This is a genomic window from Candidatus Zixiibacteriota bacterium, from assembly GCA_040752815.1.
Classification (GTDB): Bacteria; Zixibacteria; MSB-5A5; order GN15; family FEB-12; genus JAGGTI01.
Genome location: JBFMGC010000051.1, coordinates 1 through 22,238, shown reverse-complemented (window position 1 = coordinate 22,238; position 22,238 = coordinate 1). Strand labels below are relative to the sequence as shown.

The window sequence follows — 22,238 nt, the reverse complement described above, 5'->3', positions numbered from 1 at the left end:
ACGTTAGCTACAATTGCCGGCAGGCCCAAACGAAGGAATAGATGCTTTGGATTTACAGGGAAATATCGAAAAATTCGCCCTGGTCGAGATTCTCCAGTTGCTCGCCACCGGACGCAAGTCCGGCACACTCGGAATACAGCACGACGACTCCATCATCATGATCTACTTCGAGGCCGGTGATGTCATTTACGCCTACGGCCCGCGCGAGACGTTTCATCTCGGCCAGTTGCTGACTGAGCGCGGGAAGATCACCGCCGAACAGCTCGACGAGGCGATCGCGGTCCAGGCCCGCAATGAAAACACGCGCCGTCTCGGTGAGATTCTGGTAGCGCGCGGCCATATTGATCGCGTCGATCTTGAGACGGTTGTCCGCGAGCAGATTCAGGAGCTCTTGTTTTCCATGCTGAGCTGGCGCACCGGCTCGTTCAAGTTCTATGAGAATCAGTTCCCGACCAAAGAAGAAATCACGGTGACGCTCTCGGTGGAGAATGTAATTCTCGAGGGACTGCGGAGGCTGGACGAAGAGAGCATGATACGCGAGACGCTGCCCGATCTGAACCAGGTGTTCCGAATTTCAGCGTCGCAGGCCGGGCGCACCCGCGCGATCACCATGAAAGCGAGCGAGTGGAATGTGCTGGCCCAGATCGATAGTTATCGCACGGTCAACCAGATTTGCGAATCTAGCCCGCTCGGCCGTCGCGAGACGATGAACCGTATCGCGCAGCTTCGGTTGGCGGGTTTGATCGAACCGGCCGAGGCGAAAACGCCTCCTGCTGCCACCAATAATCTGGAGCAGATGATCGCTGGTCTGAGCCGCCGCCTGGAGGAATATCTCACGCAAAAAACGCGGCCTGTCGAGGGCGGCCGCACCGTGACGCGCACGCTAATCGAAGAGGCGATCAGTGAGTCGAACTGAGACTCTGAAGTCGTTCGAAGTCGTACTTGAATCATTCCTCGAACGGGCGGTCTCGCAGAAAGCGGGTCGTCTGCGGGTACTCGACGGGATCAGTCGGCTGGACGATATCGCCCGCCTGTGCCGGCGCCCCGAAGGAATCGGCCGGGTCGAGCTGAGCGACCGGATCGGCGACTGGTTTGCCGGCCATTACCAGTGGATGGAGGACAGCTCCCTACGGCCGGCTGACCGTGAGCGGATCGGCCGGATTTTGGGCGGCATTCGAAACGAGATTGATCGCCCCGAAGGGAAAACTCCGGCGACTGAGAAGATTGTGGCCGAAATCGACCGCTGGCAGGCCGAGGTTGCTGGCAAGGCGCCGCGCTCATCTCGTCCGCCCGAATCCAGAAAGCTGGTGCTGCGCAAAGGACCCGAGAGTGCCCCAGGCCCGGCAAGTCACCCGACGGGCGAAGATTCGATCGGCCAGTTTTCCGAAACGATGAAAACTATGGCGGTCCGGTTCGAGGAATCGTCGCGGGGCCGCGCCCACCTGATGTCGGTGCTGGGCGACAGCCTCAGTTCGGCCGCGCTGCAGAAGAACAGAGAGGCCTTGCTTTTGTCGGCCATGATCATATATTACCTCAAGCAAAACGGCTATATGGTAGAGCCGTTTGTAAAGCGGCTCAAAGAAGCTGAGCGTATGCAGCGCGAGGTAGGCAGCGATGCTTGACCCCGGTGAAAAGGCCTATTTTCAGGCCCTGCAGGCGCTTAGCGAACGGCGGTATCAGCAGGCCGCCGGGTATTTTGACCAGGCGGCGGAGTTCTTCGGCAACAATCAGGAATTCCTGCTGTTGAGGGATACGACCCGGCTGCTTCTGGAGGTTAAGCGAGAAATCGCGGCCGCCGAAAAGAGTGAAAACGTTGCGCCGAATACTGAGGAGATATTGATCGATGGCTAAGAAACAGTCCTTCCTTGACAAAACGCAGAAGAAAGCGTTTGCCGCATTCTGTCCGGTATGCTCTGCGGAGGTCCACCGGATCAAGCATGTGAAAGCCGAAAAGAGCGAAACCGGCTCGTGGAAATTCCGCACCCGGAATGTCGGTGTCTGCAAGTGTAACGAAAAAGAGGTTTACGCTTGATAAGAACTTGGCGGGTTTCCGCCTCGGCGGACAGGTGAAGCCAACCTGCATTACATGATTGAGAGACTCCCGCACCAGCGGGAGTTTTTTTGTCGGACATGTCGGAGACAATCCGGGGCGAGCGATCTCCCTGCCTGGCCGTGCGGATAAGTCAGATTGCCACCGTGTTCGTCACGTTTCACATAGGCACGGCCCCCGTGTACGCGTTCCCCACCCGACGATCCGAACATTTGACACTGCCCCTCGTAATAACTATAGTCTGGCAGATGAGTTTTCTGTCGGGGTGTCCTTGACGACAGCTTCTTGAGCCTGGCTTTATATGAATCTGGTCGCGTCGATCGGGAAAACAGCACCCGCACTTACTGAGTTTACGGACTCGAAACAACTGACTGTTCCAATGCTCGGGGGGATGCGCCGGCGCTGTCAGCTCATACTGCTATCGGCACTTATCTGCCTGGCGGTATCGTCACAGGCGTGGGCTGATGACTCTACACTGGTCAGGACAGGGAAGATCTCCGGACGAGTGATCGATGCCGTCACGAAGGTACCGGTGGTTGGAGCCTCGGTAGTAATTGTCGGTCAACCCTTCGGCTCTGCCACTGACGACAACGGCGGATTCACGCTAGTTGCGGTACCGGTTGGAAGTTACAGCCTGAGATGCAGCGCCGTTGCCTATGACGCAGTGGTAAAGACCGACATAATCGTGCGGCCGAAACGAGTGACTTTTGTCGAGGCGGCTCTCCCACCCCGTACTGTCGAAGTAGACAGCATCCAGGTGACCTCGAGCTACTTCACGTCCGACCGAGCGCAGCCGACCAGCAGCACCGGATTCAACGGCGAGGAAGTGCGCCGCGCGCCCGGCTCAGCCGGTGACGTCAGCCGCATTATTGCCCTCTTGCCGAGCATCGCCAAGACCAACGACCAGATGAACAGCCTGGTGGTCCGCGGCGGCACCCCCACCGAATGCGGATTCTATATCGACAACATTGAGATCCCCAACATCAATCACTTTCCGCTGCCGGGGTCCTCGGGCGGCCCGATCAGCCTGGTCAACGTGGATTTTGTGAGGAATGTTTCGTTCTCGGCCGGAGGTTTCGGAGCGAGTTACGGTGATCGGCTCTCGGCGATTATGGATCTGGAGTTTCGCGAGGGTAACCGGGAGGAATTCGACTCTCAGCTTGACCTGAACTTCGCCGGTTTCGGCCTCGTGGGCGAGGGCCCGATCAGCTGGGGAGCAGGATCATGGATGCTCTCGGTGCGGCGGAGCTATCTCGACCTGCTGGTTGACGCGATCGGGACAGGCGTGGCCCCGCGCTACAGCGACTACCAGGGCAAGGTCGTGTACGATCTTGGCCGCTCGCACCGGTTGTCGTTGCTCGCTATCGTGGGGAAGGACTTCATAAATTTCGATTCCGCCCAGTCCGCCGACGACGGCAATATCGTCTACGGCACCTACAAGGGGTATGAGCTTAGTACCGGGGTCAACTGGCGGTACCTCTGGCCCGGGAACGGGTACAGCAACACTTCGCTTTCGGTCCTTTCGACCGATTTCGATGGAGAATTCTGGGAGACCAACACGGGCGGTTGGCTGACCGAAGAGGCCACCCGGGAAACGGCCGTACAGTTAAGAAACGTAAACGTGGTAATGCTTTCTGAGAGACATCCCCTGGAATTCGGCCTGGAAAGTAAGTACTACTTCAACAACTACGACATTTATGTCACTGAGTATACTGATCCCCTCGGCGGTATTCAGCCGGAACTTAACATGGACTTACCGGTTCAGTCGCCGCGCTTCGGCGGCTTCGCGAGCCTGACCGTCACTTTGTCTGATCGTCTGACCGTTACCGGCGGCCTACGGTACGACTACCTCAGGTATAACCGTCACGGCCACGTCTCGCCGCGGTTTGCCTTCGATTTTCGACTCGGTCCGCGAACCAATCTGACCGGAGCGACAGGCACTTACAACCAGCACCTCCCCCTCATTCTACTGGCGCAGTGGCCCCAGAACAAACGGCTGAGTGACCCGCAGGCCGACCATTTCATTCTCGGCCTGCACCAACTCCTGGCTGAGAACACCCGAATGACCGTGGAGACATACTACAAGGGATACACCGGCTTCCCGGTCGATACCTTACAGCCTCAGCTCTTTGTTGTCGATGAGCTCACCTACCGGGGCTTTTTCGGAAACTACCCAAGTCTGGTCGATGATGGTCGCGCCCGCTCCTACGGTGTTGAAGTCACCGTTCAAAAGAAACTGGTCGCCGGTACTTACGGGCTGGCGAGTATCGGATGGGCCAGGGCCGAGTACCGCGGGCTTGACGGCCTATGGAGAAGCAGGGTTTATGACAACCGATTCGTAGCCTCGGTCGAAGGCGGGTATCGCCTTAACAACCGCTGGGAATTCAGCACCCGCTGGATATATGCCGGCGGTCCGCCGTACACCCCGCTTGACCTCGACCTCTCCCGACTCTGGAATCGGTCGGTGCTCGACAGCGACCGGGTCAACCGCGAACGTATGCCCGCTTACCACTCGCTGAACCTGCGCGTCGACCGGACCTTCAGCTTCAACAAATCAAACCTGGTCGTCTATTTCTCGGTCTGGAACGCGTACAACCGACGCAACGTCGCGCAATACTACTGGAACGGCGCAAAGCAGCGCCAGGATATCCTGTACCAGTGGAGCCTGCTGCCGGTTTTCGGCCTCGAGTACGAGTTCTGAGGCGAGTCGACCATGCGGCGGGTGGGATGGCTCCAAGAACTGTCGCAACTACCGGGAGGTTCTGTCACAGACAGCGCGGATCAGAACCCTTGAACCAAGCTCGGGGGCCAAGTATATTCGCCCGAATGAAGGCGGCTATAATGACCAAGGACCAACCCGAGACACAGCCCTCCGGCCTGCCGCGACTGTCGCGACACCAGGTTTGGAAGATGTTTGACCGGATAGCCGGACGGTACGACCTTCTGAACCATCTGCTGTCCGCCGGGCTGGACTATCGCTGGCGCGCGGAGGTGGCCAGGATGCTGCCGTCGGGCCTGTCGCTCGCGGTGCTTGATCTGGCCTGCGGGACCGGCGATCAGCTTATCGCCCTGGCGAAGACGGGAAGAGTGAGCCGCGGGAATGGGCTGGATCTGGCCGAGCAGATGCTGGCTATCGGCCGCGCGAAGATCAAGCGGCAGAAACTCGACCAGGTGCTGGAACTACAGATCGGCGACGCGGAGAAGCTCGCCTTTGACGACAATGCATTTGACACGGTCACGATTTCCTTTGGTATTCGCAACATGACCGACACGCGCCGGACTCTGGCAGAGATGCTGCGCGTGCTGAAACCGCGAGGCCGCGCTCTGATTCTCGAGTTCTCGGTGCCACCAAGCCCGCTCGTGCGTGGGTCGTACATGTTCTATCTGCGACATGTCATGCCCCGGCTGGGAGCGCTGATCTCCGGCGACTCCACCGCCTACCGGTACCTCAGCGAAACGATAGAGACGTTTCCTTATGGCGACGCTTTTTGCGGGATGATGCGGGAAGCAGGATTCGCGCAGGTAAACGCCACGACGCTGACAGGCGGTATTGTCACGATCTACAGTGGAGACAAGTCGTGACTCGCGCGGTAAGCAAAGCAGTCGGCGCGGAAACAGTCGCGCAGCTTATCGAGGCGCTCGCCAGATTGCAAAGCAGGCGAACGGCTCCCGCTGGCGAATCACTTCTGCTGTACCGTCTTGAATTCGAGCTGGAACAGTCAGATCCGCTCATCTGGCTCGCCGCACAGCCGCACCGCGAGAAGGTGTACTGGCAGGATCGCGACCGGGAGTTATGCACGGCCGCGGTGGGAGCGGCGGATTCGCTCCAGGCCACGAAACACGACGAATTGCCGGACATGATGCGGCGGGCCTCCTCAGTCCTGGTTCATGCCCCGAGCGGGACACGGTACTTTGGGGGCTTGCGGTTCGACTCGGGCCGCGCCGAGTCCGAGTGCGATCCACTCTGGGAGAGTTTTCCCGCCGCCCGGCTGGTGCTGCCCAGATTCGAGGTAATATCCGATCGCGGGCGGCATTATCTCACCTGTAACGTTTTCGAGAGAGAGCTTGGCCAGGCCGCGCTTGCCGAGATAATAGAGTCGGCGAGACAACTGCGATTCGAACCGGCGATTTATCAGCCCGAAGCACTCTCGATTGCGGAGAGGGGTGATTCGCCGGAGAAAGTCCAGTGGCAGCGCCAGATTAACCGTGCCCTTGAGCTTTTCGCGAAAGGCAAGAGCGAGAAATTGGTTCTGGCCCGAAAGACATCGCTGTTAGCGAGGACCCTCCCCGACCCATGGCTGCTGCTCGCCAAACTTCGCGAGCAGAGCGACCAGTGCTTTATATACGGCTATGCCCCCGGCCGGGGCGCAGCATTCATTGGTGCGTCGCCAGAGCGGCTGTACCGCCGTGATCACAGGGAACTCCAAACTGAGGCGATTGCCGGCACGCGCCCGAGGGGCTACAACGCACAAACCGACAACGTGCTCGCCGCCGCGCTCGCGGATTCGGCCAAGGAGCGTCGCGAGCATGAGATTGTGGTCGAGGGAATTCTCGACGGGTTGGAGACTATCTGCGAAAACTATTCACTGGTCGAGTCTCGCGCTTCACTGAGGCTGCAGGCACTACAGCATCTCGTCAGCCGTATACGGGGACAGCTCAGGCACGGCGTGGACGACCTTCAGATCATAACTGCGCTTCATCCCACTCCCGCAGTCGGCGGCTTTCCCGCGCGGGAAGCTGTTGCTCTGCTGAGCGAGTTCGAAGCGTTTGACCGTGGCTGGTATGCCGGGCCGTTCGGCTGGCTGGCAAAAGACCGCGCCGAATTCGCGGTGGCGATCCGCTCCGCCCTGGTGTGCGAGAGGCGAATCGACTTGTTCGCCGGCGCCGGAATTGTCCCCGGTTCCGAGGCCGACTCGGAATGGGATGAGATCGAGCATAAGCTCCGCGCGTTCCTCGGCCTGTTCGATCTCGAGGCGCGATGACTGTCGCAGAGGCCAATCTACTGCGGGCGCAGCTCATGATCGAGGAACTGCGCCGCAGGGGAACCGGCCATGTCGTGATATGTCCGGGATCACGTTCGTCGCCCCTGGCGATTGCCGTGGCCATGGACAAACGGATTCGGTCGGTGGTTCACTACGACGAACGCGGCGCGGGGTTCTTTGCTGTCGGGTACGCTCGCGCCACGGGTAAACCGGCGCCTGTGATTACTACCTCCGGAACTGCCGCGGCGAATCTACTGCCTGCGATAGTTGAAGCGTCGATGGACAATCTGCCCCTCCTGGCAATCACCGCCGACCGCCCTCCGGAACTACACGGCTGCGGAGCCAATCAGACCATCGATCAAAGCCAATTGTACGGCAACCATATTCGCGCTCAGGCGCTTCTGCCGTGCCCCGATGATCCTGTCGGCGCGATTAGCGTGCTGTCGGCAGTCAGCGACGTCTATGCACGCGCGCTTCGCTCGTCGTCGTCGCCCGGCCCGGCACACCTCAACTGCCCGTTTCGCGAACCGCTGGTTCCGCCGGCAGGGGACATTCGATCACTCGATGAGACGATTTCTGAACACCAGCCCGAACTGACAGACTGGTACTGCTCAGTCAAGCCATACGGTGGTGAGCCTGCGCCAACAAGGCCACTCGAACCCACCGTTCTGAAATCTACTATCGAGATCATTAGGCAGACAAACCGCGGCCTGCTAATAATCGGTTATCTTCGCACCGACCATGAGCGGCGAACGGCTCTTGAACTCAGTCGCAATTTGAACTGGCCGACACTTGCTGATATCACCTCGGGGTTGAGCGGGATTCCTGAACCGCACATGGTCAGGCACTATGATCTGATTCTGGCATCGGTGGATTTTGCGGATAGTCACGCGCCTGATACGGTTCTGCATATCGGCGGACGGTTCACCTCGAAACGGCTCCTCCAGTTCATTGAACGGTCTCAGCCCGCGCATTACATTTTCAACGCGGGCCACGACGTGATCTTTGATCCCGTTCGCGCCGTGACCTTGCGCACCGGCCACGAAACGTCGGTGTTCTGCCGATCGCTTGGCGAGCATACCGGCCAATCATCCGCCAATACACCCTGGTTAGACGGCTGGAGTCGCGCCGGGAGCGAAGCCGCCAGGACTGTCGCCCAAGGCTGTAGCGAAGACCAGCCGTTGACCGAGCCCTCGCTCGCCCGGGCATTGTCCGAGCGGCTGGGCACAGACGCGGCGCTCTTTCTGGCGAGCAGCCTGCCGATCCGTGATATGGACATGTTCGCATCACTGCGGGGAACCGTCAGCGTGGCGGCCAATCGAGGTGCCAGCGGTATCGACGGCACAATCGCTTCGGCCTGCGGCTATGCCGCCGGGCTGGGACAGCCGGTTGTACTGCTCATCGGTGACCAGTCCTGCCTGCACGATCTCAATTCGCTGGCTTTGGTGCGGCAATCCAGGCAACCGCTGGTCATTGTCGTGATAAACAACAATGGCGGTAGGATCTTCGAGCTGTTGCCAATCGCAGAGCATCGGGAGCTGCTCGATCGGTTCTTTGTCGCTCCCCACGGATTTACGATCGGCAGGATTGCCGAGATGTTCGGTCTTCAGTATGAAAGCGTTCGCACCCTGGGCAAATTCCGCAAAACACTTGACCGCGCCGGCCGGTCTCAGCAGTCAACGATCATAGAAGTAATGGTCGATCCCGCGCACGGCCTGGAACACCGGTCGCAGCTACTGCAGGCGGTACAGGCCGCGGTAGAAACGGATTGAGTTGTGCGCCGCTACCCCAATCTGTTGTTTCATCTCAAGTGTGCCCCGATCCATCTTACCCTCTTGTACCTTCACGGCTTCCTCGGAGGTCAGGACGACTGGCTGGAGGTATCCGAGCTGATGGGAGGACAGTATGGCCACTTGCGTATCGATTTGCCGGGCCACAATGCGAGAGCCGGTTTTTTGGAGAACAGGTACTACGCCTGGGAGGAACTGCCCAACTTGATCGGCGAACTGCTCCGCTCCTGCAACCTGGAGGAGTGCACGCCGGTCGGATATTCTCTCGGCGGACGGGTGGCGCTCTATTTGCTGACCCGTGTCCCTGAGCTGTTTTCCCGCGCCGTGATCGAATCGGCGTCGCCGGGGCTTCGCACCGATGACGAGCGGGCTCAGAGGCGTCTTGAAGACGAGAAGCTGATTACACAGCTCAAGACGCGGCCGCTTGACGAATTTGTCGACAACTGGTACCGACAGCCTCTATTCGATACGATCCAAAAGACCGGCCCGCGGTTCAACGCGATGCGCGACAGACGCCTCAAGCATGATCCACTCGCCCTGGTCCGGTCCCTGAAGTACATGGGACTGGGTACGATGCCCTCGCTGTGGGAGTTGCTGCCGACGATACGAATCCCGGTGCTGTTTGTCGCGGGAGGACAAGACGCCAAGTACTCCGCCCTGGCGCGTCAGATGGCGAGCTTGTGTCCCAAAGGCCGGGTCGCTATAATTCCGGGCGCCGGACACAATGTCCACTTCGAACGTCCGAAGGAGTTCTGTAAGGCAGTCAAAGGATTTCTGCGCTGAAGCTGGCGAGGCCAAGATGACGACGATCAAATGGGTCGAAGCAGGTAAGTTCGACGATATCGTATATCACAAATCTGAAGGCATCGCGAAGATCACGATAAACCGTCCGAAGGTTCGCAACGCCTTCCGGCCGAAAACCGTGTTCGAGATGTGCGCGGCGCTGAGCGACGCCCGCAGGGACCCGGGTATCGGCGTGGTTATTCTCACCGGTGCGGGCGACCAGGCGTTTTGTTCGGGCGGCGATCAGAAAATTCGCGGCGACACCGGCTACACCGACGAAAAAGGCATCAACCACCTGAATGTACTCGACTTTCAGAGGCAGATGCGCACCTGTCCCAAACCGATAATCGCCATGGTCGCCGGGTACGCCATCGGCGGCGGGCACGTGCTTCACCTGATGTGCGACCTGACTATCGCCGCCGACAACGCCGTGTTCGGCCAGACCGGGCCGAGAGTCGGCTCATTCGACGGCGGCTACGGGGCGAGTTACATGGCGCGCATTGTCGGCCAGAAGAAGGCCCGTGAGATTTGGTTCCTCTGCCGCCAGTACAACGCCCAGCAGGCGCTCGAGATGGGACTGGTTAACGCGGTCGTCCCGCTGGCGCGGCTCGAGGACGAAACCGTGCAGTGGTGCCGCGAAATCCTGGCCAACTCGCCGACGGCGATACGCTGCCTCAAAGCGGCGCTGAATGCCGACTGCGACGGCCAGGCCGGCCTGCAGGAGCTGGCCGGCAACGCCACCATGCTCTTTTACATGAGCGAGGAAGCGCAGGAAGGCCGCGACGCTTTCAAACAAAAGCGCAAACCCGATTTCTCCAAATTCCCCCGACAGCCCTAGGAATCGCTCATGGCCCGGTCATCATGGCACACCTGGCTGCTGGCGGCGCGTCCGAAAACTCTGCCCGCGGCGGCGGCGCCGGTTATTATCGGCACCGCCATGGCCCACACGGGAGGAGGCGCGCACTGGCCGTCGGCGCTCGCGGCGATGACCGGCGCGTTGCTCATCCAGGTCGGAACTAATTTCGCCAACGATTACTTCGACTACAAGAAGGGGACCGACTCCGGCGAACGGCTTGGCCCTGTCCGAGTCACCCAGGCAGGGCTGGTCAGCCCCGAGGCCATGAAACGCGCAACCATCCTCGTCTTCGCTCTCGCTGTACTTGTGGGTGTCTATCTCGTATGGCGAGGAGGAGTGCCGATCGTGGTGATCGGCCTGCTCTCGGTGCTGTTCGGCGTGCTTTACACCGGCGGACCGTACCCGCTCGGCTACAACGGGCTCGGTGAGCTGTTCGTGCTGATTTTCTTCGGGCCGGTAGCGGTCGGCGGGACCTACTATGTGCAGACAATCGATATCAACCTCGCCGTCATCGTAGCCGGATTCGCGCCCGGCTTGTTCTCGGTCGGCATTTTGACAGTCAACAACCTTCGAGACATTGACAACGACCGCGTGTCCGGCAAGCGCACTCTCGCTGTGCGGTTCGGCAGGCGGTTCGCCCTCCATGAATACTACTGGTCGCTTTTTGCCGCGTGCACAGTCCCGCTGGTACTGGCGCTGCTGTTTCATGGTCCGCCCCTGGCGATATTGGCCTCGCTGACAGTCGTGCCGTCGGTTATAGCCATGGGCAAGGTAGCCACGGTTACCGGGCGGGACCTGAACGACTGCCTGGCAGTCACCGGCCGCCTGCTGCTGGTCTACAGTGCAGTATTCTCCCTTGGCTGGATACTATGAGGATTGCCGCTGTCGAGCTCTTTTCCTACTCCCTGCCCCTGGTGCGACCGCTGCCCGGGCAGCCCGAAAGCAACCTGACCCGCAAGGGCCTTCTGATAAAGCTGATAACCGACTCCGGCGCACACGGCTGGGGTGAGGCTGCTCCATTGCCCGGGTACTCACCGGAGAAATTCGAAGACGCGCTTAGACAACTGAAGGTGCTCAGGCATGGACTCACCGGCGCTGTCATCGATGAGAACCTCACCAGGCTGGATGGGGCATTCGATGCTTGGCTGGCCAGGTATGATTTATCGCCGTCGGTTCGCTTCGCTTTCGAGACGGCGATCGTCAGCACCCTGGCGCAAGAAACCGGGAAGCCGCCGGCCTATTTGCTTGCGACACACCCCGCCGAGAGGCTGCACCTGAACGGCCTTATCACCGACGATACGCCGCTGCTCGAAAGTGCCGATCGATTCCTACGTGACGGCTACCGGGCGGTAAAGATGAAAGTCGGCCGACGGTCCTTGGACGGCGACATAGCGCGCACAATGCAGCTGCATCGCACCCTTGGCAATCACATGTCGATCCGCCTTGATGCCAACCGGGCGTGGTCATATGACGACGCTCTCAGGTTGGCAGGCGCTGTTGCCGACTGCAACGTAGAGTATATCGAAGAACCGCTCGCCGAGTCGGGACGGCTGCGCGAGTTCGCGGAGCGGACGCGAATGTCGGTCGCGCTCGACGAAAGCCTGTTGGCAATAACACCCGCCCGGTTGTCGGATCACGATTATGTCGGGGCCATCGTGCTCAAACCGACACTCCTTGGCGGATTCGAGCGGGCGGCGGCATTCGCTCGCGCGGCGCGACCGATCGGTATCAAGGTCGTGATAAGTTCGTGCTTTGAGAGCTCGCTGGGTATCGCCGCCCTGGCCCAGTTAGCGGCGGCGTATGGAACTCATGACTCGGCAATGGGGCTGGACACACTGGGCTGGTTCCAACAGGATCTCCTGACTGAGCCGATTGACTGCCTAGGCGGTCGTATTGATCTGGTCAATGTCAGTCGCGCCGCACTCACTGTAAATGAAGACCTGCTTGCCGAGTGTGACGATGAATAAGCTAGCGTCACCTCTGGCCGCCGCCACACGGAGATTCGGTGACCTCCCGGCGTTTATCGCGGGCGATATCACGCTGTCCTGGCGCGATACAAAGATCGCGGTCGATCTCCTCGCCGAACGGTTGCGTGAGCACGGAGTGAGGACCGGCGACCGGATCGCGGTAATCGAAGGCAACCGAATCGAGGTGCCGCTGCTCATTCTCGCGAACTTGCAAATCGGCGCCGTTACTGTCCTGCTCAGCCCACGCTTTCCTGCCGCCACGCTCTCGTCGATGCGCACTGACGCCGGCTGCACGCATCGCGCCTTGTGGCCGGACAGCCGCACGCCGTCGGGATCGTCACAGCCGCTCGAAACTCGGCTGCCATCTATTCGTGAACTTCTCAGTCAGATAGAGCATCCCCGACCCGACACCACTCCGCGGGAAACCCCAACTGTCGATCCCGATCAACCTGCTACTGTTGTTTTCACTTCCGGCACTTCAGGCACACCCAGGGCGGCGCTTCACAGTATCGGAAATCACTATTTCAATGCCCTCGCCTCGAATGAAAACTTGCCGGTGATGCCGGGTGATCGCTGGCTATTGTCTCTGCCGCTTTATCATGTCGGCGGCCTGAGTGTTGTTTTTCGGTGCCTGCTTGCGGGTGCCGCGGTCGTGTTCGCAGATAGCGCCACTGAGTTGACCGGGCCGATCATTCGGGACCAGATTACCCACCTCTCAATGGTTCCCACGCAACTGCGACGCCTTCTTGCTGAGTCCGATCTGCCCGCGGCGGCGTCATCCCTCAAAGCGATACTGCTTGGCGGCGGTCCGATACCAAAGCCGTTGCTTAATCAGGCGCTGTCGGCGGGCCTTCCGGTGCGAGTCACCTACGGCCTCACCGAGATGACCTCGCAGGTTGCCACCGGAACTACGCAAGAGCCGGATCGGCCACGCGTGCTTTCCCATTGCCAGGTGAAGATCGCTGACGATGGCGAGATTCTTACAAGAGGCAAGACACTGTTTCTCGGATACGTCGCCGGCGCGGAAGTGCATTTGCCGCTCGACCCCGACGGATGGTATCACACCGGCGATATCGGGTCGGTGGACGACACCGGCGCGCTGTCCGTGCGTGGCCGCAAAGACAATATGTTCGTCTCTGGCGGGGAGAACATCCATCCCGAGGCTATCGAATCCGCGCTCTGCGCGATTGAGGGAATCGATGAGGCGATTGTCGTGCCGGTCCCTGACGCTGAATTCGATGCGCGACCGGTGGCGTTTATCCGGTATCGATCCGACATCAATCTCTCAAACGCGCATTCAGAACTGCCTGAAGAGACTCGCTTTCGCTACGATCATGTCTCGCTCAGCGGCGAGCTTACGAAAACTCTCCCCCGGTTCATGCTGCCGATTGCGTTCCATCCCTGGCCCCACGGATACTCCCCGTCCGGCCTGAAAACCGACCGCGCGTTCTTTATCCAATTGGCTAAGAAACTTCACCGCCCGCGGACCTAACCCCCCTATTCGCTCTCGAGAATGGTCTCCAGCGCGCGCCGCAATTTGTCAGGTAGCGGGGTCTTGGTGTTTGACGCGCGGTCAATCAGGACATGCACCGTGCTCACTTTTCCGGCCGAAAGCGAACCGTCGCGCATCATCTCGTAGTCGAGCACGAACGAGTGGGTGGAGATGCCGGCACAGTTGAGAGTGATCGCGACTTTGTCGCCGACAACTAGCGGCTTGGTATAGTCCGCCTCGGCATGGACGATCGGCAAGAGCAGGCGGCCCTCGCCGAGCACATCGGCAAACCTGATACCATGTTCTTCGAGAAATGTCTGATAGACATCGTGCGCCAGGCGAAAGTAATTGCCGAAAAAGACGATCCCGGCGGCGTCGGTGTCGTAGAGCTTGATAGTGGTGTGGTATGTGTAAGGCATGATGCTATCGGGTATCCGTTTAACTTGCGCTTTTGTTCTGTGTGGCCGACGTTCTGGTCTGCGAGCATCAATGCAGTGGTCTGGCAGAATCGCTCGGTCGAAGCGAATGAGGATTCTGCCCTACGATGCATCTCTGCGATGCGATCTCGCGACACGTGCCTCTAAGTCACACTGAGCCTGTCGCTGTGTCACTTGTGGCTGGTGCGCCATCCGCTGCTACAACTTCGCAAGCTCCTTCTCCAGCAGCGTTACATATTGATCGAGCTTGTCCACTATCGCCTGGAAAGTCTCCGGCTTGCTCAAATCAACTCCCGCTTTCCTCAGCAGTTCCATCGGATAGTCGTTGCTGCCCGACTTCAATAGTGTCATGTAACGATCCAACCCGGCCTGTTTCACCTTCTTGTCCTTCGACGTGATTTCCGCTGTCAGCTTCGCCGATGTAGCATAACAAGTGGCATACTTGTACACGTAGAAAGGCGAGTTATAGAAGTGGCTGATGCGCGTCCATACGAACCGATAAAACTCATCGACCGTCACGGCGTCACCGTAGTATTCCTCCTGCAAGCCGGAGTACAGATCGCGAATCGATTCCGCGGTAATCGGCATGCCCTTCTCCACGGCCTCGTGCATCCGCATCTCGTAATCGGCCCACATGGTCTGCGTGTAGAAGGTGCCGTCGATGCTGTTGATGGCCCGTGTCAGCAGCGCAATTCTTTCGACCGGATCCTTGGTCCTGGCGAGCTGGTAATCGAGCAGCAGCGCCTCGTTCATGGTCGACGCCACCTCGGCTACGAAAATGGTCGGCTCGGAAGTCGAGAACGGCTGCGTTTCGTGCGACAGCATCGAATGCATGCAGTGTCCGAGTTCGTGGGCGACCGTGTAGAAATCCGTCAGCGTCTCGTTGTAGTTCAGCAGCAGGAACGGGTGAACACCGTAGGTGGACGCGGAGAAGGCCCCGGTGCGCTTGCCTTCGTTTTCGTAGACATCGATCCACCGGCTCTCAAACGCCGTCTTGAGCCGCGTCTGATAGTCCTTGCCGAGGGGCGCCATCGCTTGGATTATTACCGGCTGGATTTGATCGTAGTCGTAGCGTTTGTCGAATTCCACAAGCGGTATCATGCCGTCGTAGAGATGATACTCCGCCAGGCCGAGTCTTTCCCTGACCAGTTTGTAGTAGCGCCGCAGCGGGCCGGTGCCGGCTCGGACCGTGTTCACCAGCGTCTTGTAGACTTCCACCGGCACGTTGTCGGCATCGAGATACGACTCCAGGCATGAGCTGTAGTTGCGCGCCTGGGCCGTTGCCCAATCGCGCTGGAGGATACCGTTGTAGATCGCGGCATAGGTGTTGCGATAATCGTGATATACACCGTAGAACGTCTCGAACGCCTTGGCGCGATCAGCCTGATTCCGGTTGGACGACAGGATGCTGTAATAGGCTCCCGGGGTCAGCTTGACCGTGTTGCCGTCGGAGAGAATCGTCTCAGGGTACTTGATATCGCTGGTAGTCAGCTCACCGTAGATTTCGCTCGGGGCGGCGTTGACCTGGGAGTAGTACGCCAGGAGCTGTTCTTTGTCCTCAGTGAGCACGTGCGTCTGCTGACGATACAGGTCCGATATGCCGTAGCGGTACGGCTTCAATTCGGGCGTGGAATCGAGCCACTGCTGCATGGTTTCCCACGGAATCGACAACAGTTCCGGATTGTACCAGGCGGTGGCTATGCCGAACCTGACAAAGGCCAGCTGCACCTGCTGCAGTCTGCCGGACACTTCGTTGTCACGCATGTCCTGGGCGTTGTGAAGACCGGCGTAACGGTAGACTTTGTATGCCAGCATGCCGAGCTCGTCGCCCACCTGGGAGGCCTTGAGTATCGCCTGCGGTCCGCTCGCGAGAGTACCTTTCAGCGCCGCGTATTCATCCATAAGCTGCTGAAGCCGGGCCAGGCCCTGCTCCCAGGCCGCCCAGTCGGTATAGATCTGGCCCAGGTCCCACTTGTACTTGTCGGGGATTGAGTCGCGATTCGATGTGTTCGGGCCGGCCTGCGCGATCGTTGCGCACAGTAGCAGGGCCGCGATGATCGACATGGCCAAACCGTTTTGCTGCCGTTTCATTCTTCCTGGCTCCTTTCAATTGTGGTAGTCAAGTGCTACTTGAGTCCGGGCAAGGTAAGAACCGGTACCTGCCGTGTCAACTCACGGAGAGACACCCACGGGGAGACGGTAGGGCGGGCTTGCTTCAAGCCCGCCACGAAGGCAGAATCGGCGGTCGCGCGCTGACTCACGCGATCCGCCGAAGGCGGAATTCTGCCCGTCGGTTGCTCGGGGTCTTCGGTTACGGTCGCTTGGTGAGTTCCGTGCGCGGCAGACTTCCTCGTCTGCCCGTGTATCGAACAAGGAACTAGATGGGGCAGACCGGGAGAGGCTGTCCCATAGGTTGATTTGGGACGGCCTCGGGAGGTCTGCCGCCCACAAGCATCCCCCACCCGCAAGCGGGTGGGCCAGCGGAGCTACTGCTCGTTCGCTTGTGTCGCTGGAATCAGGAGAAAACTGATGTTCTCAATCTGCAGGCCGCCGGTCACCGGTTTGACATCGAACTCGATCGCTTCCGGCTGCGAGCGGTAGCCGCCCCGTTTCAACTGTTCTGGATCGACATAGGCGCGATAAGATCCGGGCAGCAGGCCGAGAAAATAGTACTCACCGTCATTGAAAGTGGTGATTTCGGTCAGGACATCCTTGGAGATATTGAATACTTGCACGCGAATGCCGCCAAGGCCTGCGGTGCCGGCGCCCACCTGGCGTTTGACTGAGCCGCTGACTTCGCTGGCGGTTACAATCGGCACCTCGATTTCAGTCACCACGCTGGGATTGAGCGTTACCTGATAGTTTTCGTTGCTCGGCTTGAGTGTGGGGTCGTCGAGGCTGTACTGGTCAATCTGAACGAGATATTCATCATAGGGGCGCAAGCGATCATAGTAGTAAGTCCGTTCGTCGCCGCGCGGCTGGCCGGAAACGCCGGAGATTTTCGCCTTGAGCCCGGGGATGGTTTGTTCGTTGGGATCCTTGCGGCCATTGTAATTGTCATCAAGGAACGGCCGCACGACAGCAGTACCGTAGCCGACCGCCCGGCGACGGTCAAATATGAACCTGGTTTTGTGCTGGTCAAACCGGATCGATCCCTGATGCATCTGCGTCACGTTAACGCGCCCCGACGAGACCTGGGTGCGGTTAGATGATTCGAAGAGGCCGGTGAAGAAATGCAAAGTCGCCAGGAACGTGGTGAACTGCGAGGCGGGACTGCTCTCGTACGACAGCGTCAGTTGCCCGGAACGCCAGAGCCGCTTGGTCAATGATGCCCCGTAACGCGTGATTTCGTTATTGGTGTGATCGTAGTCAAGGCGGAATTGGGGTCGGAAGCGGCGATGAAACTGAATCGACCCCATGATCTTGCTGGAGAGCTGGCTGGCCAATACCGAACCGGCGTCGCCCCTCTTGACTTGATACTGCCCCACGTAGTTAAAGTGAACCGGTTTGATCGCCGTGTTGATGCCGTAGGTCATGTTGGTCGTGCCGAAAGTGAGATACTGGTCCTGCGTGATATTGTATCGCAGCCCGAGGTACCGGCCGAAAACGCGCAGCGGGCTCGAGATCGAGAACTGCCAGCGATATTGCTGACCCAAGGCATTGGTAAACTCGTTCTCGTAGTACTTCGCGGCGTGAGCGCCGAACGAGACTACCGACGGCCACACGTAGTTGGCGTCCAGCATGAGCCGGTTATCCGGCGATGCCGATCCGGCTAACGTGAAATTGGTCGCGGGCTGGATCGTGGCCTCGAAAGCATAGAACGGCGTCTGGTTTTCGAGAGGATCGGTCGGGACATCGGCGGAAACACCCGCGGTCACGCGTGACATCAGACCGTAATACGCACTCGCCTCGACGAAACTGCGTCCGTTATCGCGACCGCGCCCCTGCCCGATTGCCGCCGAGTATTCAATCTCGTTGCGGGGAATCAGATTGAAGGGGATGCGAAAATGCTGCTCTTCGGTTTCGATCTCGGCGTTGGGGCCGTAGCGCTTGATTTCGACATTCGACGCACCGTAATACACGTCGACATTGAAATCGTACCGGCCGGAGGCATCGGTCTCCTGGTAGTCGACCAGACGGCCGTCGACATATAGTTCGACCTCCCAGCCCGGCCCAGGTTGGCCGCCGACCTGGATCGTCTGAAAGTACTTGCGACGAATCTGCGGCTTGTTGGTTACGAGCGCGCCGGTAAGGCTTCGAGGTATCGGACCGGCAGTGTGGATCCGGCCGAGTTCACCCTGGGTGATGTACTTGTTATTGTCGAAGTAGTAGTGCCAGAGGTAATTCAGGCGGTCTTCGTCGAATCCGGTGCGCGTACTGCCGCCTCCGGAGAGAGTGAGGTCGCCCCCGAGCACCACGGCGCCGAAGTCGAGATCGAAATACTGCGCGCCGCCGCCGATCGGGGCGGTCGAGGCGCGCCAGTCAAGCGCACCGCCGGCGACGTAATCTCGCGAACGAGATAACTGCAGTACGTCTTTGAGCGCGGCTTTTTTCTCCAGGAGCTGCTTGCGTTCTTTCTGGCGCTTGAGCTTTTGAAAAGCCGGGAAGCTCTCGTCGAGCGGCAGAAGCACGCGAAGCAGCGAGAAATCGAACTTCATGTGCAGGCCGAACAGCGGGCCGTACAACCCGACTTTCAAGTAGAGATCTCGGCCGTCGAAATAGTAATCCGAGTGAAGCAGGTCCCGATCCACACCGGGCGCCCTTACGTGGAACCGCTCCAGGTCGATCGGGGTTATTCCGTACGTTCGATTCCCGACGGCGGCTTTTTGATCGCGGGAACGACATCATCGTACGGCCGAGGGAAGTTTGACGGAGTTGCTATCCGCACCAACCCGATCGGCACGGTCGAATGGCAACGCACGTTCGGCGGGGCGGCCTCGGACTACTGCTATTACTCAGTGACGGATAACAACGCCTGGGTGCTGATCGGACACACCTATTCCTATGGCGCGGGAGCTTCGGACATCTTCCTTAACAAGATCACCGCCAGCGGGGCAACGTCGGTCGAGGACAAGCCCGCTGAGTCATTGCCGGACGTATTCACACTTGAACAGAACTATCCCAATCCGTTCAATGCCGGCACCACAATCGAATTCACGCTGACCCAGCGCGCCGATGTCACTCTGACTATTCACAACATCCTCGGGCAGACGGTGCGTGAGTGGACATTGGGCGAGTCCTCCCCCGGTTTGCATTCAGTTGCCTGGAATGGGGACGATAAATACGGCCATGAGGCTGCCTCGGGAGTCTATCTGTATTCCCTCCACGCCGGCCCACACCGGGTCACCAGGAAGATGGTTCTGCTGAAGTAGCGTGGCTAAGCAATCTTAGGGAGCAACCGCTAAGCCGCCGTCCCTGAGAACCCCCACATGACGGGACGTCAAGAAGAAGTAGTTCGTCGTTTTGTCTCCGGCCTGCCTTGGCCGCAGTGCGCGGCCGTCGAACCAGAATATCTGATATCCGTGATCGTCCATGAATCTCATTACTTCATGGGCGGGAGCAAAAGGGTCATCGGGATCACCCGAAACTTCGACCAGCCACGATGGCTGACTGGACGCGATCGTCTCGACGGCGCAGCGAAGGCAGGCCAGCTCGTGGCGCTCGACATCGACTTTTATGAATTGAATCGGCTTGTCGTGGGCCTTGAGCAGGGAATCGAGAGTGTGCGCCTCGACCTCGACCGATCGAAGCCCCGGTGCTACACCATTGCCTGACCCCACGACACTCGCCTCATAGTAATTCTCCCCCCCGGCAGGGTAATGAGGAATGGCCATAACCACACGACCGGCATGGTCCGACACGGCCAGGCTCATCGCGGTCACGTTTTGCAGTTTGAGGCGGCGGATGTTGGAGCAGAGTATTTCAAATGTTACTGGTACCGGCTCGACCGCGAAAACGTGTCCCTGCGCACCAACCAGCGTAGAAAGCAGGACCGTATAAGTGCCGATATTGGCCCCGATATCAATAACACAGTCGCCCGGGCGCACCAGCCGGCTCACGACGAGGAATTCCGGCTCCTGGTCCGGCGTCTGGTGACGCAGGGCGCGTGCGTAGTGGACTTTCTTGAGCTCCGTTAAAACCCGGTCCGGCATGTAGCAGAGGGCCAGCCGTTTCAACATGTCGCCCAGACTGTTTCGATTAGCCATAAATCCCGGATGCTAGTTCATTCACTGCCCCTGGCGAAGCAATAGTAGTCGCCGGGGGACATCGGATATACTCATTATTTTATCGACAAAGAGATACCTTAGATAGAGTAACAGAATCTTATTTCTCCGGTTCACGTCGATCCATCCCCCTGAGGCTGTCTCAAAAGACGCCAAAACTGTTGCGTCAGTTCTTGCCCCTTCTGCCTTGACCGTTGAGCGAGGCAAAAGGGGTGCGAACTGACGCATATACTCGTGCTTCCGGGACGGCCTCTCGCGGCCCGCCCCTCAAGCTCAGAATCAACTTGATTCAAGAGCCTGTCGTCCGTAATTGGTGACACATGACCCCTCTCGTCCTCGGCTTTGATATCGGCGGCTCACTAATCAAGTGTGCAGTCGTTGATATCACTACTGGGCAAACTCGAACCGAACCGATTCAAGTTCCCCTTCCCCAGCCCGCGACACCCACCGCGGTATTTGCGGAACTCAGGGCGGCCCTGGGGCGAGAGAAATGGCACGGACCGGTGGGTGTCGGATACCCCGGAGTAGTCAAAAACGGTTTCACGCTGACTGGGGCGCATTTGGACCGGAGCTTTATCGGTCTTAATTGGCTTGACGATCTGCGCAAGCTTACGGCTCAACCTGTGGCGCTCATCAACGATGCCGACGCCGCCGGTCTGGCCGAAATCCGGTTCGGCGCAGCTCGAATTTTCGCCGCACCAGATGCCGGCACCGTGTTACTTGTCACGTTGGGCACCGGAATCGGCAGCGCCCTGTTTCACGGCGGGCGACTTCTGCCCAACACCGAGTTCGGCCACATGCTGATGGGCGAGCGCGAGGCCGAGCAGTGGGCGGCGGGATCGGTACGGATTCGGGAAAATCTCGACTGGCCGGCCTACGGCGCGCGCGTAGGCCGATTCCTTCGCGAGATGGAGAAACTGGTCTCACCCGACCTGATCGTTGTTGGCGGCGGTGTCAGCGAGAACTTCGCCCTTTTTGGGCCACACATAGACATAGGGTGCGCGACAGTGCCGGCGGAACTGGGCAACCGGGCCGGTTTGATCGGCGCCGCACTGGCAGTGACAGAGGAATAGCTCTAAACGAATTCTGCCGCGCACAATCATGTCTAAGACACACGGAGTTACTCTTCGACAGGCTTAGGGTGACCTAAGGAACGGTAGGGCAGAATCCATGGATTGTTCGCGTCAGCGAGCAATCGGCGATTCTGCCACCCTGGCGGGTTCCCGCCACGGCGGACAGGCGAAGCAAACCCGCCCTACTTACGAATCTTTGTACCCCACCCAACGGGTGGGATTTAATTACTTCAGAATCACCAACTTCCCGATCTGTGTCCGCGTTGACGACTCGACCACCCAGTAGTAAAGCCCGGATTCGACTGCAAGACCGGAGCGGCTGACTAAGTTCCACCAGTCGTGCATCGATTCGGGACCGCCGTCAGGGAAGTTGTGATCGATCGAGCCGACCAGGTCGCCGTCGAGTGTGAAAATGCTGATCTTGCAGACCTTCGGCAGGTTGCTGAAGTGAATCAACCGGGCGCGGTCAGGAATGATCGTCCCCTTGCGGTTCTCATAGCCTAACTCGTGATAATTGGCGTCGGCACGGTACGGGTTCGGATAGACGATGACGTCGAGGTTCTGTTCTTCGACTACATCAGATG

20 protein-coding genes are annotated in these 22,238 nt (G+C 59.1%); 15 read left to right on the top strand and 5 right to left on the bottom strand.

Going from position 1 to position 22,238, the window contains the following annotated elements:
* Positions 1 to 46 precede the first annotated feature (46 nt).
* The 13 genes from AB1772_11165 to menE all read left to right on the top strand — a co-directional run bounded on the left by AB1772_11165 (position 47) and on the right by menE (position 13,920).
* Positions 47 to 916 carry a DUF4388 domain-containing protein gene (locus AB1772_11165; protein ID MEW5796904.1) on the top strand — a complete coding sequence of 290 codons (870 nt, stop codon included), beginning with the start codon at positions 47 to 49 and terminating at the stop codon, positions 914 to 916.
* Entirely contained in the window at positions 903 to 1,622 is a 720-nt protein-coding gene (locus AB1772_11160; GenBank protein ID MEW5796903.1) for a hypothetical protein, read from the top strand. Before AB1772_11165 ends, AB1772_11160 begins: the two co-directional genes overlap by 14 nt.
* Positions 1,615 to 1,851 (top strand): hypothetical protein, encoded by a 237-nt coding sequence (locus AB1772_11155; GenBank protein ID MEW5796902.1) that lies wholly within the window; start codon positions 1,615 to 1,617, stop codon positions 1,849 to 1,851. Before AB1772_11160 ends, AB1772_11155 begins: the two co-directional genes overlap by 8 nt.
* Positions 1,844 to 2,032 carry a hypothetical protein gene (locus AB1772_11150; protein MEW5796901.1) on the top strand — a complete coding sequence of 63 codons (189 nt, stop codon included), beginning with the start codon at positions 1,844 to 1,846 and terminating at the stop codon, positions 2,030 to 2,032. The genes AB1772_11155 and AB1772_11150 overlap by 8 nt, the downstream gene beginning before the upstream one ends.
* Positions 2,033 to 2,351: 319 nt before the next feature.
* Positions 2,352 to 4,751, top strand: coding sequence for a TonB-dependent receptor (locus AB1772_11145; protein ID MEW5796900.1), 2,400 nt, complete (start codon positions 2,352 to 2,354; stop codon positions 4,749 to 4,751).
* Positions 4,752 to 4,891: 140 nt separating this feature from the next.
* Entirely contained in the window at positions 4,892 to 5,632 is a 741-nt protein-coding gene (gene ubiE, locus AB1772_11140) for a bifunctional demethylmenaquinone methyltransferase/2-methoxy-6-polyprenyl-1,4-benzoquinol methylase UbiE (GenBank protein MEW5796899.1), read from the top strand.
* Positions 5,629 to 7,032 (top strand): isochorismate synthase, encoded by a 1,404-nt coding sequence (locus AB1772_11135; protein ID MEW5796898.1) that lies wholly within the window; start codon positions 5,629 to 5,631, stop codon positions 7,030 to 7,032. The genes ubiE and AB1772_11135 overlap by 4 nt, the downstream gene beginning before the upstream one ends.
* On the top strand, positions 7,029 to 8,804 hold the full coding sequence (menD, locus tag AB1772_11130; GenBank protein MEW5796897.1) for a 2-succinyl-5-enolpyruvyl-6-hydroxy-3-cyclohexene-1-carboxylic-acid synthase: 1,776 nt from the start codon (positions 7,029 to 7,031) through the stop codon (positions 8,802 to 8,804). Before AB1772_11135 ends, menD begins: the two co-directional genes overlap by 4 nt.
* Before the next feature lie 3 nt (positions 8,805 to 8,807).
* Positions 8,808 to 9,605 carry a 2-succinyl-6-hydroxy-2,4-cyclohexadiene-1-carboxylate synthase gene (gene menH, locus AB1772_11125; protein ID MEW5796896.1) on the top strand — a complete coding sequence of 266 codons (798 nt, stop codon included), beginning with the start codon at positions 8,808 to 8,810 and terminating at the stop codon, positions 9,603 to 9,605.
* A 16-nt stretch (positions 9,606 to 9,621) separates the two neighbouring features.
* Complete coding sequence (gene menB / locus AB1772_11120; GenBank protein MEW5796895.1) at positions 9,622 to 10,443, top strand: 1,4-dihydroxy-2-naphthoyl-CoA synthase; 822 nt, start codon at positions 9,622 to 9,624, stop codon at positions 10,441 to 10,443.
* A 9-nt stretch (positions 10,444 to 10,452) separates the two neighbouring features.
* Entirely contained in the window at positions 10,453 to 11,334 is an 882-nt protein-coding gene (locus tag AB1772_11115; GenBank protein ID MEW5796894.1) for a 1,4-dihydroxy-2-naphthoate polyprenyltransferase, read from the top strand.
* Positions 11,331 to 12,428 (top strand): o-succinylbenzoate synthase, encoded by a 1,098-nt coding sequence (menC, locus tag AB1772_11110; protein MEW5796893.1) that lies wholly within the window; start codon positions 11,331 to 11,333, stop codon positions 12,426 to 12,428. Before AB1772_11115 ends, menC begins: the two co-directional genes overlap by 4 nt.
* Entirely contained in the window at positions 12,421 to 13,920 is a 1,500-nt protein-coding gene (menE, locus tag AB1772_11105; protein MEW5796892.1) for an o-succinylbenzoate--CoA ligase, read from the top strand. Before menC ends, menE begins: the two co-directional genes overlap by 8 nt.
* A 5-nt stretch (positions 13,921 to 13,925) precedes the next feature.
* Here menE and AB1772_11100 read toward each other — a convergent pair whose 3' ends face one another.
* The 3 genes from AB1772_11100 to AB1772_11090 form a co-directional block, all read right to left on the bottom strand.
* The gene (locus AB1772_11100; GenBank protein ID MEW5796891.1) at positions 13,926 to 14,339 is read right to left on the bottom strand and encodes a thioesterase family protein; all 414 of its coding nucleotides are present in this window, start codon (positions 14,337 to 14,339) and stop codon (positions 13,926 to 13,928) included.
* A gap of 216 nt (positions 14,340 to 14,555) precedes the next feature.
* Positions 14,556 to 16,448 carry an oligoendopeptidase F gene (pepF, locus tag AB1772_11095; GenBank protein MEW5796890.1) on the bottom strand — a complete coding sequence of 631 codons (1,893 nt, stop codon included), beginning with the start codon at positions 16,446 to 16,448 and terminating at the stop codon, positions 14,556 to 14,558.
* A 395-nt stretch (positions 16,449 to 16,843) separates the two neighbouring features.
* On the bottom strand, positions 16,844 to 19,108 hold the full coding sequence (locus AB1772_11090; GenBank protein ID MEW5796889.1) for a carboxypeptidase-like regulatory domain-containing protein: 2,265 nt from the start codon (positions 19,106 to 19,108) through the stop codon (positions 16,844 to 16,846).
* Between AB1772_11090 and AB1772_11085 the strand changes: the two genes are divergently transcribed.
* Positions 19,088 to 19,729 (top strand): FlgD immunoglobulin-like domain containing protein, encoded by a 642-nt coding sequence (locus AB1772_11085; GenBank protein ID MEW5796888.1) that lies wholly within the window; start codon positions 19,088 to 19,090, stop codon positions 19,727 to 19,729. The genes AB1772_11090 and AB1772_11085 overlap by 21 nt on opposite strands.
* Before the next feature lie 15 nt (positions 19,730 to 19,744).
* Here AB1772_11085 and AB1772_11080 read toward each other — a convergent pair whose 3' ends face one another.
* Entirely contained in the window at positions 19,745 to 20,563 is an 819-nt protein-coding gene (locus AB1772_11080) for an FkbM family methyltransferase (GenBank protein MEW5796887.1), read from the bottom strand.
* A gap of 338 nt (positions 20,564 to 20,901) precedes the next feature.
* On the opposite strand from AB1772_11080, the gene ppgK reads away from it, so the two are divergent.
* Positions 20,902 to 21,654, top strand: coding sequence for a polyphosphate--glucose phosphotransferase (ppgK, locus tag AB1772_11075; GenBank protein ID MEW5796886.1), 753 nt, complete (start codon positions 20,902 to 20,904; stop codon positions 21,652 to 21,654).
* A 225-nt stretch (positions 21,655 to 21,879) separates the two neighbouring features.
* Here ppgK and AB1772_11070 read toward each other — a convergent pair.
* Positions 21,880 to 22,238: hypothetical protein (locus AB1772_11070; protein MEW5796885.1), on the bottom strand; the 359-nt coding region annotated here is incomplete at its 5' end.

Coding starts and splice junctions, on each gene's coding strand:
- AB1772_11145 (MEW5796900.1), top strand. CDS start 2,352: ATGAATCTGGTCGCGTCGATCGGGAAAACAGCACCCGCACTTACTGAG.
- ppgK (MEW5796886.1), top strand. CDS start 20,902: ATGACCCCTCTCGTCCTCGGCTTTGATATCGGCGGCTCACTAATCAAG.
- AB1772_11155 (MEW5796902.1), top strand. CDS start 1,615: ATGCTTGACCCCGGTGAAAAGGCCTATTTTCAGGCCCTGCAGGCGCTT.
- menD (MEW5796897.1), top strand. CDS start 7,029: ATGACTGTCGCAGAGGCCAATCTACTGCGGGCGCAGCTCATGATCGAG.
- pepF (MEW5796890.1), bottom strand. CDS start 16,448: ATGAAACGGCAGCAAAACGGTTTGGCCATGTCGATCATCGCGGCCCTG.
- AB1772_11100 (MEW5796891.1), bottom strand. CDS start 14,339: ATGCCTTACACATACCACACCACTATCAAGCTCTACGACACCGACGCC.
- menE (MEW5796892.1), top strand. CDS start 12,421: ATGAATAAGCTAGCGTCACCTCTGGCCGCCGCCACACGGAGATTCGGT.
- menC (MEW5796893.1), top strand. CDS start 11,331: ATGAGGATTGCCGCTGTCGAGCTCTTTTCCTACTCCCTGCCCCTGGTG.
- AB1772_11080 (MEW5796887.1), bottom strand. CDS start 20,563: ATGGCTAATCGAAACAGTCTGGGCGACATGTTGAAACGGCTGGCCCTC.
- AB1772_11150 (MEW5796901.1), top strand. CDS start 1,844: ATGGCTAAGAAACAGTCCTTCCTTGACAAAACGCAGAAGAAAGCGTTT.
- AB1772_11115 (MEW5796894.1), top strand. CDS start 10,453: ATGGCCCGGTCATCATGGCACACCTGGCTGCTGGCGGCGCGTCCGAAA.
- menB (MEW5796895.1), top strand. CDS start 9,622: ATGACGACGATCAAATGGGTCGAAGCAGGTAAGTTCGACGATATCGTA.
- ubiE (MEW5796899.1), top strand. CDS start 4,892: ATGACCAAGGACCAACCCGAGACACAGCCCTCCGGCCTGCCGCGACTG.